General features: G+C 22.7%; 10 protein-coding genes and 1 tRNA gene. 7 read left to right on the forward strand and 4 right to left on the reverse strand.

Annotation, left to right across the window (positions count from 1 at the left end):
* Nucleotides 1-22: 22 nt before the first annotated feature.
* Together pheS and pheT are read left to right on the forward strand one after the other, a co-directional pair.
* On the forward strand, nt 23-1,018 hold the full coding sequence (gene pheS, locus AB4W61_RS00555) for a phenylalanine--tRNA ligase subunit alpha (protein ID WP_367679151.1): 996 nt from the start codon (nt 23-25) through the stop codon (nt 1,016-1,018).
* A 19-nt stretch (nt 1,019-1,037) separates the two neighbouring features.
* Nucleotides 1,038-3,419, forward strand: a complete 2,382-nt coding sequence (gene pheT / locus AB4W61_RS00560) for a phenylalanine--tRNA ligase subunit beta (protein WP_367679040.1) — start codon at nt 1,038-1,040, stop codon at nt 3,417-3,419.
* Between the two features lie 214 nt (nt 3,420-3,633).
* Here pheT and glyS read toward each other — a convergent pair whose 3' ends face one another.
* Both glyS and glyQ read right to left on the reverse strand, forming a co-directional pair.
* Nucleotides 3,634-5,703 carry a glycine--tRNA ligase subunit beta gene (gene glyS, locus AB4W61_RS00565; RefSeq protein ID WP_367679041.1) on the reverse strand — a complete coding sequence of 690 codons (2,070 nt, stop codon included), beginning with the start codon at nt 5,701-5,703 and terminating at the stop codon, nt 3,634-3,636.
* Nucleotides 5,704-5,734: 31 nt separating this feature from the next.
* The gene (gene glyQ / locus AB4W61_RS00570; RefSeq protein ID WP_367679042.1) at nt 5,735-6,613 is read right to left on the reverse strand and encodes a glycine--tRNA ligase subunit alpha; all 879 of its coding nucleotides are present in this window, start codon (nt 6,611-6,613) and stop codon (nt 5,735-5,737) included.
* Nucleotides 6,614-6,922: 309 nt separating this feature from the next.
* Here glyQ and nfo point away from each other — a divergent pair, with 309 nt between their 5' ends.
* The 3 genes from nfo (at nt 6,923) to AB4W61_RS00585 (ending at nt 8,441) form a co-directional block, all read left to right on the forward strand.
* A complete protein-coding gene (gene nfo / locus AB4W61_RS00575) occupies nt 6,923-7,768 on the forward strand; it encodes a deoxyribonuclease IV (protein ID WP_367679043.1) in 846 nt (281 codons plus the stop codon).
* A gap of 217 nt (nt 7,769-7,985) precedes the next feature.
* Nucleotides 7,986-8,273 (forward strand): 50S ribosomal protein L25, encoded by a 288-nt coding sequence (gene rplY / locus AB4W61_RS00580; RefSeq protein ID WP_367679044.1) that lies wholly within the window; start codon nt 7,986-7,988, stop codon nt 8,271-8,273.
* 94 nt (nt 8,274-8,367) lie between these two features.
* Nucleotides 8,368-8,441: transfer RNA gene (locus AB4W61_RS00585), tRNA-Pro, on the forward strand.
* A 36-nt stretch (nt 8,442-8,477) separates the two neighbouring features.
* Here AB4W61_RS00585 and AB4W61_RS00590 read toward each other — a convergent pair.
* Nucleotides 8,478-9,245: a DedA family protein gene (locus tag AB4W61_RS00590; RefSeq protein WP_367679045.1), complete on the reverse strand. Its 768-nt coding sequence runs from the start codon at nt 9,243-9,245 to the stop codon at nt 8,478-8,480.
* Between the two features lie 394 nt (nt 9,246-9,639).
* Here AB4W61_RS00590 and rsmA point away from each other — a divergent pair, with 394 nt between their 5' ends.
* Complete coding sequence (gene rsmA, locus AB4W61_RS00595; RefSeq protein WP_367679046.1) at nt 9,640-10,446, forward strand: 16S rRNA (adenine(1518)-N(6)/adenine(1519)-N(6))-dimethyltransferase RsmA; 807 nt, start codon at nt 9,640-9,642, stop codon at nt 10,444-10,446.
* A 59-nt stretch (nt 10,447-10,505) separates the two neighbouring features.
* The gene (locus tag AB4W61_RS00600) at nt 10,506-11,333 is read left to right on the forward strand and encodes a symmetrical bis(5'-nucleosyl)-tetraphosphatase (RefSeq protein ID WP_367679047.1); all 828 of its coding nucleotides are present in this window, start codon (nt 10,506-10,508) and stop codon (nt 11,331-11,333) included.
* A 28-nt stretch (nt 11,334-11,361) separates the two neighbouring features.
* On the opposite strand, the gene carB is transcribed toward AB4W61_RS00600, so the two are convergent.
* Entirely contained in the window at nt 11,362-14,646 is a 3,285-nt protein-coding gene (gene carB, locus AB4W61_RS00605; protein WP_367679048.1) for a carbamoyl-phosphate synthase large subunit, read from the reverse strand.
* Nucleotides 14,647-14,652 lie beyond the last annotated feature (6 nt).

A 14,652-nucleotide genomic window follows, 5' to 3' on the forward strand; every position in this document is an offset into this window, starting at 1 on the left:
ATATATTAATATGAGAAATATTATGATTTTGAGCGCTTCGTTTTTAGATAAATTTAAAAAAAAAATAAAAAAAATTAATAATCACGCTGATTTAGATTTGTTACGTATTAAATATTTAGGTAAGAAAGGTTATGTATCTTGTGCTATGCAAGATATTAAAAAAATTCCTATTGAAAATAGAAAAAAAATTGGCATTAAAATTAATTTTATTAAAAATTTTATAATAAAAAAAATACAATTATGTAAAAAAACAATAGATATTTTAGATAAAAAAATTCAATTAAATAAATACAAAATTGATATCACTTTACCAGGAAGATGTGTTTCGATTGGATCATTACATCCAATTACAGTTACTATTAATAATATAGAAAATTATTTTTTAAAATTAAATTTTCAAATAATAACAGGTCCAGAAATAGAAAATGCATATTATAATTTTGACGCATTAAATATTCCTTTTGATCACCCTGCCAGAAATAAAAAAGATACTTTTTGGTTTAATGATAAAATGTTGTTACGAACACAAACTTCTAGTATACAAGTACGCATCATGGAAAAAGAACAACCTCCGATTCGTATAATTTCATATGGAAAAGTGTATAGAAATGATTATGATTCTACACATACTCCTATGTTTCATCAATTAGAAGGGTTAGTTATTGATAAAAATATAAATTTTTCTAATTTAAAATGGTTAATGTTTAATTTTATACAAAATTTTTTTACAAAAGAAGTAAAAATAAGATTTAGGAGTGCTTATTTTCCATTTACTTTACCTTCAGCTGAAATTGATATTTTTATAGAAGGTAAAAATAAAAAATTTAAGTGGTTAGAAGTGTTAGGTTGTGGAATGGTACATCCGTTTGTTTTAAATAAAATGAATATAGATCATAATTGTTTTTCAGGTTTTGCTTTCGGAATAGGAATAGAACGAATAACAATGTTACGGTATGGCATAGTAGATTTACGTTCTTTTTTTTATAATGATTTAAATTTTATTAAACAATTTACATAAAAAGGTGGCTCTAATTCTAATGAAATTTAGCGAGTTATGGTTAAAAGAAAAGATATGCGGTTTGTTTATTAATTCTAGTATGTTACATAAACAATTAACAGAATTTGGTTTTGAAGTAGAAAAAATTTATTGTAATACAGGTAATTTTGATAATATTATTGTAGGAGAAATAATATTTATTGAAAAAAAAAAATGTTTGTTGCAGAAGAAATATGTTTACCAAATTAATATAGGTAATAATAATATTATTAATTATTGGTATAGTAAGAATAATTTAAAAAAACATGATAAAGTTGTTGTTTTTGATACTAATCAAACAAATAATTATATTAATATAATTAAAGTAAAAAATAAAAAATTATATTCGTATAATGACTTATCTGTTCCTTATGGAAATGATGAAGTAATAATATTACCTAATACTGCAGTACCTGGAGAATCAGCAAAAAAATATTTTGTTAAAAGTAATAACAATACTATTAAAATTAATATACCTGCTAACCGTTTTGATGTCATGAGTATATTTGGATTGTCTAGAGAAATTTTTACAATTAATAAATTAATACCTCCAAAATTAGAAAAAATAAAGATACATGATGATATTAATGATCGTTTAAAAGTAAATTTTAAACAAAAAAGCGGTTGTGTAAAATATGTTGGAAGAATAATAAAAAATGTAAATTTAAAAGTTGCAACGCCTTTTTGGATGCAAGAAAAATTAAGATATTCTGGAGTATATTCAACAAATATAATTACAGATGTTATTAATTATGTATTACTAGAAATAGGAGAACCGATCCATATTATTAATATGGACATGATTAATAATTCTGTTTTTTTTACACAAACAGAAGAAAATAATTTTATTTTATTAAATAAAAAGAAAAAAAAATTAAAAAAAAATATTTCTGTTCTCAGGGATGAAAAACAAATTTTGTTGTTATCTAATAATTTAGTTTTAGATAATTTTTCTACTAATAATAATAATATTAAAAATATTTTTTTGGGATCTATATCATTATTAGCATCTCAATTAATAAAAAATAGTGTAATGACAGATCAATTAGACGATCATATAATTAATTTATATAAATATCCAGTAAATATATACCATCAAATAATTGCTATTAATTATGCTACTAAATTAATTAAAACAATATGTTCAGGACAGATTGGTCCTATTTCTGAATATTGTAATAAAGAATATTGCTTTAATAAAATTAATTCTATTAAATTGTATCATAAAAAATTAAATGATACCTTGGGTTATTTTGTTAATTCTAGTGTAATAAATAAAATTTTTACTGTTTTAGGCTATAAAGTATCTTTCTTTGAAAAAGGTTGGGTGATTTTCCCGCCATATTGGAGATCAGACATTTTATCTCAAGAAGATGCAATTGCTGACTTTATAAGAATATATGGATATGAAAATATTATTATGCAACCTTTAAAGATACTACCAATACAAAAAAAAATAGAAAAAAAAACATGCGAAAAAAAAATAAGAAATATTTTAATTGCAAGAGGTTATTCAGAAGTCATTAATTATTCTTTTGTAAATCCTAAATTACAAGCTTTAATTAATCCTAATATTTCTCCTTTATTAATTTCTAATCCTATGTCTCAAGATATGTCATCTATGCGTTTTACATTATGGGTAGGATTAATACAATCGGCAATTTATAATCAAAATCGTCAACAGCATTTAATACGATTATTAGAAACAGGGTTATGTTTTGTTCCAGATTTAAAAAAGAAATCTTTATTTAAAGAAGAATTGCATCTTGCTGGTTTAGTAACTGGATCATTAGTTCCAATGCATTGGGATATGCATGATATTAAATTAGATTTTTATCATATCAAAGGAGATATCGAAACTATATTTGGTTATTATGGATTAATAAAAAAAATAAGATTTATTTCTGATTCTTCTATATTAGGTTTAGATTCTAATTGTAGTGCATTTATATATTTAAATAATAATAAAATTGGCGTAATAGGTGCTTTAGATCCTATATTAGAAAAAAAATTTCAATTTAATTCTAGAGTTTATTTATTTGATTTGTTTTTAGATGATTTTGTTGAAAATAAAAAAAATAAAATATGTGAAATTAAATATTTTCCAAGAAGTCAAAGAGATATTTCAATAGTAGTTAACGAAAATATTCAATATGATGAAATTATATCTATATGTACACAATCTATTAGTAAGCATAAAGTAGAATTCAATATATTTGATTTATATCGCGGTAAAAAAATAGAAATCGGAAAAAAAAGTATATCTATTAATATATTATTTTTTAATGAAAAAGGAGATTTAACAGAAGATAAAATTAATATATTAATGAATAAAATTATTTTAGATTTAAGTGTTAATTTAAAAGCTATTTTAAGAAAATAACATTTAAAAAAATGTTAAATTTCATATTCATTGAATTTGTATGTAAAATATTAAAAATATTTAAAAAAATAAATAATATAAAAAATTTTTTATTTTATTAATTTAAAATTAAATATTACAAAAAAAAAAAAAAAAAAAAAAAAAAAAAAAAAAAAAAAAATAATTTTTTATATTAATAAAATTAATGTTTGTTGAATATTTAATTTTTATCATTTTAATCAATAAAGCATTCTAAATCGGATATATTACAAAGCATTTTTTTTACTACAAACAATAATGATAATCTATTTAAGTAAATATCTCTGTTATTATTTTGTATTAAGACATGTTGAAAAAAGTTATTAATAACATCTTTTATGTTGATTGTAACAAATAAAATATTCCAATAATCTTTTTTGTTAAATAAATAAGATATTTTTTTATTAATAATAGTCGTCTTGTGATAAAGATCAAACTCGTATTTTGTTTGAAAAAGTGCAGTATTAATATTTTTATAATGAGACATGTGTTTATTTTTATTTAAAATATTTCTTATTCTTTTATATATAAGCATTAATTCTAGAAAGTGTTTACTTTGTATAAATTGATGTACAGATTGAATTTTTTTATCGATATTAAGTAAGATTTCATTTTTATAAGCTAACATAACAGATTTTATTACTCTTTTTTCTATTTTATTTTTTTCATATATATGATAAATACGATGTAATATCAAATTTAATACTTTATTTATTTCTTGTTTAGAATAATTATAATTATATAAAAAAAAACTTTTTTTAATTAATAATGTTAAATCAATAGAAAAATTTTTTTCTAAAATGATGCGCAAAATACCCGTTGATAAACGTTTTATTTTATAAGGATCTTGATTTTTTTTTGGGTATTTTTTTAAAATAGATAATCCAACAATGGTATCTATTTTATCAGAGAGAGATAATACACATCCTATTTTAGTTGTAGGTAATGAAGAATGAGACAATATAGGATAATAATGTTCTTGTATGGCTTGAGCTGTTAATAAATTTTCCTTTTCTTTTATTGCATAATATTTTCCAATAATTCCTTGCATTTCTGGAAATTCAAATACTATGTTGCTTACTAAATCACATTTACATAAAATAGCAGCTCTGATTCCATATTGAACTTGTATTTTTAAAGCTAACCCAATCCATTTAACTAAATGATATATACGTATTGTTTTTTCATACAGTGTACCAAGATTTTCTTGAAAAATAGTTTTTTTTAAGATGGTTAAATTATTGATTAACTTAAATTTTTGATCTTGTTTTAAAAAAAACTGTGCATCAAATAATTTAGCATGTACTATTTTTTGGTTTCCTGTAATTATTGCTTGATTATTAGAAGATACGATATTAGATATGATTAAAAAATAGTTACTTAATTGGTTATTAATATACACAGGAATATGCTTTTGATATTTTTGTAATATATTAATAATAATTTCATGGGGGATGTTTAAATATTCTTTTTGAAATTTTCCAACTAAGGTTACAGGGTATTCAACTAAGGATGTTATTTCATCTAATAAATTTTGGTTAATGTTTATTGCCCCGTTTAGTTGGTTTAATTTTTTTTCTATTTGGTTAGTAATGTTTTTTTTTCTTTCAAAAAAATCTACTAGAACTTTTCCTTTATTAAACAATAATGCAGGATATTCTTTAGCATGCTGAAAAAAAATTTTTGAATTATTCATAAAAAAATGTCCATATGTGTAATTTGTCGCATATAATTCAAATATTTTTATTTTCAATATTTTATCATCTATCATAGCTAAAATGTTTCTTACTGGCCTAATAAATGATATGGAATTATTGTTCCACTTCATAGTTCTTGTTAACTTAATGTGATTAATAGCATTATGTATGATTTCTGGTAGTACATTTTTAACATTTTCTATTGTGTTAAAGGATTGTTGTGCAACCCAGCTTCCTTGATTATTTTGTAAAAAAAATATTTTGTTTTTATCAATATTATATTTTTTCACCCAAGATAATCCAATATGATTTAGTTTTTTTTCTTTATTAATGGCAATTTTTGTAGAAGGTCCTATAATTTTTTTTTTTTTTATTTTTCTTTCCATTACAATTTGGTATATTTTTATTCCTAATCTTCTTGGTGAAGCATACCATTTTATTTTTTCGTATTGAATATTGAATTGTTTTAATTCTTTTATTATATTATTATATAAAGATAAAATAATATTTTTTAGCTCTGTATGTGGTATTTCTTCAGTATATATTTCAATTAATAACGTTTTTTTCATTTTTATTTATTCTTTTTTTTTATAATAAAAATTATGATAATTGGTTTAAATAAAGAGTTGCAGTTAATTTTGCTAACTGACGTAATTGTGTTATATAATTTTGTCTTTCATTAATAGATAATATTTTTTTTGCTTCGATTAGATTAAAATTATGAACAGCATATAAAAAATTATCATAAGCAGGAAAAATTAGTGGTTTTTTTAGTAATAATAATCTATTACATTCTTTTTTATATAAAACAAATAAATTTAATAATAATTCTGTATTTGAATCAATAAAATTATATTGTGATTGTTCTTTTTCGTTTTTTTCAAGTATATTTTTATATAATATATTATAGTCCGTACTGTGCATCCAAATTAAATCATACACATTTTCTTTGTTTTGATTATGCATACATATTCTTTCTAATCCATATGTAATTTCAACAGTAACTGGATTACATTCTATACCTCCAATACTTTGAAAATAAGTAAATTGTGTTACTTCCATTCCATTAATCCATATTTCCCATCCTACTCCAGAAGCTCCTAAAGTAGGATTTTCCCAATTATCTTCTATGAATCTTATGTCAACTTGATTAGATTGAATATTTATTTTTTTTAAGGAATCAAGATACAATTGTTGTATATTATATGGAGCTGGTTTTATTACTACTTGTAGTTGGTAATAATACTGTAAACGATTAGGGTTCACTCCATATCGACCATCTGAAGGTCTCCTACATGGTTGAATATATATACGAGAATAAGGATGATATCCAAGAGAATTAAAAAAAGTTTCAGGATGAAAAGTTCCAGCTCCAATTGGAGCGTCAAGTGATTGAATCGGAATTACTCCTTGGGTTTTCCAATATTTTATTAGCGTTTGTATGGTATCATAAAAGTTATTTTTTTCTTTATTAATCACGCTTGATCCTTAATATATTTTCTTATTAAAAAATTAATTTTATTTTTAATATATTTATGTAAAACTAGTATTATTTATACAATAATATTGATAATGTTTAAAATATCAAATAGTAATTATCAATTATAGTCGAATCATAATATTTTTTATATAATTATGTTTCGTTAAAAAATATATAGAAAAAATTAAAAAAATAAAAAAAATTTATAATTCATTAGGAATCATATCATTTATTGTTTAATAAATTTAATTATTTCTTTTCTCTATAAATCGTTTATCTTGATCTATTAAATAAATTGGATTGAATTAATGCAATATATAGGATTTCATGTTAGTGCATCAGGAGGATTAGATCAATCTGTAATTAGAGCTCATAATTTAAATATGAGCGCTTTTGCTTTTTTTACAAAAAATCAAATAAGATGGAATGCAAAGAGTTTAAGTGCTACTGTTATCAAGAATTTTCGTGAAAAATGTACAACTCTTTCTTATAAGAACCATCAAATTATACCTCATGGAAGTTATTTAATAAATTTAGGTCATCCTAACGCTCTTCTGTTAGAGAAATCTAGAATAGCATTAATAGATGAAATAAAAAGATGTTATCAGTTAGGATTAATGTATTTAAATGTACATCCTGGTAATCATTTAAATCAGATTACTGAAGATAAATGTTTAGAAAATATCTCTGAATCAATAAATATTGCCTGTATGCAAACTAATAAGGTTATTATTATAATAGAAAATACTGCCGGACAAGGTAGTAGTGTAGGTTATAATTTTAATCATTTATCAAAAATTATTAATAATATTACTGATAAATCACGTATAGGAGTTTGTTTAGATACATGTCATTTATTTGCTTCAGGGTATGATTTAAGTTCTAATAGATCTTGCAATAATCTTTTAGATAATTTTGATAAAAAAATAGGTATTAAGTATTTAAAAGTAATACATTTAAACGATGCAAAATGTAATTTTAATAGTAAAGTTGATCGACATCATAGTTTAGGGTTAGGTAAAATTGGTATTACATTATTTAAATGGGTTATGAATAATCCTTATTTTTTAAATTTACCAATTATAGTTGAAAGTATTGACTCAACTTTATGGCAGAAAGAATTATTATGGTTACGTTCATTAGTAGTTAAATAAATTTAAAATAAATATTTTAAAGTATTAATTTATATTAATAATATGTTTTTTAAAATATTTAAAAATGTTAATATTATTTTATGTTAAATTGAGTCAATAATAAAATTTATTCTTTTATTGTAGAATATAAATAAATTATTAATTTATATTTAAATTTATTTGATTGTTTTATGTTTATTTTATATAAATAATTTTAAATACTATTTATGGATAAACTATGTTAACTGTTATTGCAGAAAATCGTATAAAAGTTGGTAAGAGTTCTAGTCGTTGTTTAAGAAATAATAATAAATTTCCAGCGATTATATATGGAAAAAATATACAACCGATATATATATCTATTGATCATAATATTTTTTTAAAAATATACGAAAATAATAAATTTGATTTTAATAAAATTAGTATAAGATTAAATGAAAAATTACATTATATAGCTAAAATCAAAGATATACAAAAACATCCTTTTAAAAAAAAATTTTTACATATTGATTTTATATTAAAATAAAAATATTTAATTAATTTTTTATATATAAAAAATATTTTTATATAATTTTATTATATTTTTTAATAATATAAAAAATATATATAACTATAATTTTCGGCACGTGGCGCAGCTTGGTAGCGCGCTGTCATGGGGTGGCAGAAGTCAGAGGTTCAAATCCTCTCGTGCCGATAATATATAATTAATATATATATTTAAATATATATCTTATATCATAAGAAATATTTTATGTAATGATTGCCTAAATATGTACATTTTAGGATGAAATTGAATAAGTATCAAACTTATAATTCCAGCACAAAGCATTATAAAAGCAAAAAAAAATAATTTTTTATAAGATATTGAAAATAACATTATATTATATTTATATGCTTTCCACCCTCTCCATAACAACCATACTCCGAAGCAATTAATTAATATAATAAAGATTATTATTATTTTGAAATAATCATTTTGTTCTATTAATTCTGGAGTATTAATAGCTATTCCTGCGCAAATACCTGGTATAAAATATAATATAGGCCAAAATATGCATGCAATAATATTAGGTAAAAAAAATTTTGATATTGGAAGTTGCAACATTCCAGCGATAATTGGTACAATTGGTCTTGTAGGACCAATAAATCTCCCCATTAATATAGTAAAATGACTATATTTATGCAGCGCTTTTTTAGTAAATTCAAATATAGAATAATATTTTTTTAATAAAAATAAGTTACTTAACCAATTTTTGCATTTCCATCCTACATAATAAGAAATCCAATCTCCTAATAAACAACCTGCTATGCCAGATATCCATGCAAAATATACATTTAATTGTCTATCTCCTATTAAAATACCTACCCCTGTCATTAAAACAATACTAGGAAATAATAAACCGATAATTGGTAAAGATGCTATAAAAGATGTAATACCTACTAAGATTAGAGCATATTCTATCGGTTGTTTTTTTAAAAATAATAACCAAGATTCCATAAATTTTTTTTTTATTTATTAAAGAAATATTTTTTATTTTTAATATTAAAAAATTAATAAATTTTATTTTAATATTTTTAATAAAAAAATTAATTATTATAATATCATAAAAATTATTTATTATTTTAATTGTAATTTAATTAATAAAAATTTTTTTATAAAAGAATGTTTTTGTTTAATTTTATTTAAATTTTTATTATAAAAATGTATATGAAATATATAGCTTTACTATATAATAATTTTATAAAATTACATACATATTATGAATAAAGTTATTTTTTTTTAAAAATGCATTTTTATTTATTGCGATAGAATTATAGTAATGAATTTTAATAAAATTTTTAATAAATTATATTCTATAAATTTTGATACTATTAAAAATTAAATTTATTTTATGAAAAATATAAAACTAAAAATGATAGAAAACGTTTTTCCTAATAAAGATTTTAGTCAAAATTTTTTATTAGATCTGAGTGTTATACAAAAAATAATGACTTGTCTAACACCTCATAAAAAACATTTTTTTTTAGAAATAGGTCCTGGTTTGGGTGCATTGACTATACCAATTTGTAATATAGTTAAAAATATAGCAGTAATTGAAATCGACATGCGTATGATAAATATATTAAAAAAAAAGCTTGCGAATTATTCTGTTAAATTTATTAATGCAAATGCATTATATTTTAATTACTTTAATTTATTAAATTTAAATAAAAATAAGTTAATACGCATTATTGGTAATCTTCCTTATAACATTGCTACTAAATTAATTTTTGTATTATTAGATACGATAAAAATCGTATATGATATGCATTTTATGCTACAATATGAAGTAGCATGCAGATTTTTTGCATCTCCAGGAACTCATTTTTATAGTCGTATTTCTGTTATCATGCAATATTATTGTGACATTAAACCATTATTTATTGTGGATGCTAATTCTTTTTTTCCTGTTCCGAAAGTAAAATCGTATTTTATACGATTAAAAAAAAAAAAAAAACAATACCCAAAAGTTAATATAAAAATGCTTAATTTAGTAACTAAAACTGCATTTTCTGAAAGAAGAAAATATATAAAAAATAGTTTGTCTAATCTATTCTCTGCTAATACTTTATGTAAATTACATATTGATCCTTTACTTAGACCTCAAAATTTATCAGTAGTAGATTATTGTCGTTTAGCGCAATACTTAGATTCATAAGAAATATTATGATAAAATATTGAAAAATCATTCAAATTTTTTTATTTTAGGAAGGAATCATGTCGATTTATTTTATAGGAGATATTCATGGTTGTTTTGATCAATTACAATTGTTATTAAAAAAAGTACAATTTAATAAGCAAAATGACCAATTATGGTCTACTGGAGATCTTGTATCAAGAGGACCTAAATCTTTTGAGGTAGTAAAATATTTATTTTCTTTAGGAGATTCTCTAAAACTAGTATTAGGTAATCATGACTTACATTTGATTACTTCATATCTTAATCAACAAAATATAAAAAATATGAACAGTGATATGATTTCTTTTTTTCAAGAAAAAGAAAGTCATGATCTTATTATGTGGATGCGTCAACAACCTTTATTAAGAATTGATTATCGTCATAAATTTATTTTATCACATGCAGGAGTTTATCCTAATTGGAGCTTAAAAATTGCTCAAGAATATGCTTATGAAGCAACAAAAATTATTAATAGCGATCAATATATAAATTATTTTAATAGTATAGCTAATATTAAAAATAATTATTGGAATAGCGATGCAAATAATATTCAAAAGTTTTATTTTACTATTAATTCTTTAACAAGAATGAGGTATTGTGAACTAAATGGATCATTGAATATGAAAGAAAAATTACCTCCGAATAAATTATTTAAAAATAATAATATTAAGTTAATACCTTGGTTTGAGATGCATCATGCTATTCCAAAAGAATATTCCTTTATTTTTGGTCATTGGTCGGCTTTAAATGGAAAAGGAACCCCAAAAAGGTTTTTTCCATTAGATACTGGGTGTTGTTGGGGAAAGAATTTAACTTTATTAAGATGGGAAGATAAAAAAATTTTTTCTCAACCCTTTTATTATTAGTAAAATATTGTTATTTTAGATATGCATATTATGCATTGTTATAATTATTTTTTTTGTATGCTTTTATATATTTTTTATGTAGTAGTTGTATATTATTTACTGTTTTTGTTGGGTTAATACTTAAAGCCATGACTGTAGCGAATGCTGCATTTAAAGTTGTATCGAAATGTATTTTATAACGCATAGCATGATTTAAAATTGTATTTTTTTTATTTTTATTGATATTAGAAAACGAAGTAGTATGAACAATATAACTGTATTCTTTGTTTTTTAATTGATCTTCAATATTTGGACGTCCAGATTGTATTTTATGTACTAATTTTGATGTAATTCCTGCTTTTTTTAAAGCATCTTTAGTTCCTGTAGTTGCATCAATTTTAAATCCGATTTTAATAAGATGCATAGCAAGATTAATAACATTTTTTTTATCTTCATTTTTAACTGATAACAAAACTTTTTTATTTTTTTTGACTTTAATTTGAGCTCCTAACATTGATTTAGCAAAAGCTTCTGAAAAAGTAAATCCAATACCCATAGTCTCTCCAGTCGATCGCATTTCAGGTCCTAAAATTGGATTAATACCAGAAAATTTATTAAAGGGTAAAATTGCTTCTTTTATAGAAAAGAAAAGAGGAATAAATTCATTTATATTGTCATAATTTTGTTGTTTTAAACTATTACCAACTATAATGTTTGCTGCAATTTTTGCTAATGAAATGCCGGTCGATTTGGCTATAAAAGGAATTGTTCGCGAAGCTCGAGGATTTACTTCTAAAATAAAAATTTTACTGTTTTTTATAGCAAATTGAATATTAATTAATCCGATAACTCCTATTTTTAAAGCTAACCTCTTTGTTTGTTCTCGTATTTTTTCTTTAATAATATCAGAAATAGTATAAGTTGGTAGAGAGCAAGCGGAATCTCCAGAATGAATTCCAGCTTGTTCAATATGTTCCATAATACCTCCTATTAATACATTTTCTCCATCACATACAGCATCTACATCTATTTCAGTTGCATTATCTAAATATTGATCTAACAATATAGAATTATTAGAAATATTGTTATTTATTTGCATATTTTTTTTAAAGTATTGATTTAGTTCCTTTGTATTATGTAGTATTTCCATACTACGCCCTCCTAAAACATAAGAAGGTCTAGCCATCAGTGGATAACCAATATTTTTTGCAGCTATGTTTGCTTGATATAATGTATTTACTGTTTTATTATAAGGTTGTATCAATTTTAATTCTTTTACTATTTTTTGAAATCTATTTCTATTTTCTGCTTTATCAATTGCGTTGGGGCTAGTTCCTAAAATTTTAATATTTTCTTTATGTAGTGATTTTGCGAGTTTTAATGGTGTTTGACCTCCATATTGGATAATTACTCCATATGGTTGCTCTATACGAATAATTTCTAAAATATTTTCTAATGTAATGGGTTCAAAATATAATCTATTGGATGTATCGTAATCAGTGGAAACTGTTTCTGGATTACAATTTATCATTATAGTTTCAAATCCAATTTTTTGTAACTCAAATGATGCATGTACACAACAATAATCAAACTCGATTCCTTGTCCAATTCGATTAGGGCCACTTCCTAATATTAATACTTTTTTTCTAAAATTTTTAGTAGGATTTGATTCGCATTCACTACCATTCCATGTAGAATACATATAAGCTGTTTTTGTTTCAAATTCAGCTGCACATGTATCGATTCGTTTAAATATAGGATGTAAATGAAAATTATTTCTTTTTTTTCGCACGGTTTCTTGGTCTGAATTAATTAATTCAGCAATTCGAATATCAGAAAATCCTTTTTTTTTGATAGTTTTAAAAAAATGAATATTAATATTTTCAATGTTGTTTTTTTTTATTTTTTCTTCTGTTTCTATTAGGTCTTTAATTTCATATAAAAACCATTTGTCAATATAAGTCAGTTTATGAATTTTTTCTAATGATATACCATTACGAAAAGCATCAGCAATAAACCATAATCGATCAGAACCTGGTTCTTTTAATTCATATTCAATTTTTTTAATTATGTCTTTGTTACATAGAATATTATCAATTTTTGAATTGAATCCATATTCATTAATTTCTAAACTGCATATTGCTTTCTGTATAGATTCTTGAAAAGTTGAACCAATTGCCATAACTTCTCCCACTGATTTCATTTGAGTAGTGAGTCTGTTATTACATCCATGAAATTTTTCAAAATTAAATCTTGGTATCTTTGTTACAATATAATCAATAGATGGTTCAAAAGAAGCTGGTGTCATGTTGTTCGTAATATCATTTTTTAATTCATCAAGAGTATATCCAATAGCGAGTTTTGCTGCAATTTTTGCAATAGGAAATCCAGTTGCTTTTGATGCTAATGCAGAAGAGCGAGAAACTCTGGGATTCATTTCAATAACTATCATTTTTCCGTTTTTAGGATTAATAGCGAATTGAACATTTGCTCCTCCTGTTTTTATTCCAATTTCGTTTAGTATCATTCTTGATGCATTACGCATTTTTTGATATTCTTTATCTGTTAAAGTTTGTGATGGAGCAATTGTAATAGAATCTCCTGTATGAATCCCCATAGGATCAAAATTTTCTATAGAACATACTACGATAAAATTGTTGTTTATATCTTGTAATACTTCCATTTCAAATTCTTTCCATCCAATTAAAGATTCATTAATTAATAATTCTTTATTAGAGGAAAGTTGTAATCCTTCATTACAGATATTAATAAATTCGTCATAATTGTAAGCCACTCCCCCTCCACTTCCACCCATAGTAAAAGAAGGACGAATTATACATGGAAACTTAATTTTTTTTATTATTTGTAATGCATCTTGAATGCTATACGCTAAACCTGATTGTGCAGTATGTAAATTAATTTTTTTCATAGATTCTTCAAATAAACATCTATTTTCTGCTTTATTAATAGATGTAATACTAGAACCTAGTATTTCTACATTAAATTTTTTTAAAACATTGTTTCTATCAAGGTCTAAAACACAATTTAATGCAGTTTGCCCTCCCATTGTAGCAAGTATAGCTTCTGGACGCTCTTTTTCTATAATTTTTGATAAAATTTTCCAATTTATAGGTTCAATATATGTAATATCTGCTATATCTGGATCAGTCATAATCGTAGCAGGATTAGAATTCACTAAAATAATTTTATAATTTTCTTCTCTTAATGCTTTACATGCTTGCACTCCAGAGTAATCGAATTCACACGCTTGTCCTATGACAATAGGACCTGAACCTAAAATTAAAATAGAATGAATATCATTTCTTTTTGGCATATTTTT

Origin of the sequence: Buchnera aphidicola (Thelaxes suberi) (assembly GCF_964059005.1) — a bacterium.
GTDB lineage: Bacteria > Pseudomonadota > Gammaproteobacteria > Enterobacterales > Enterobacteriaceae > Buchnera_I > Buchnera_I aphidicola_C.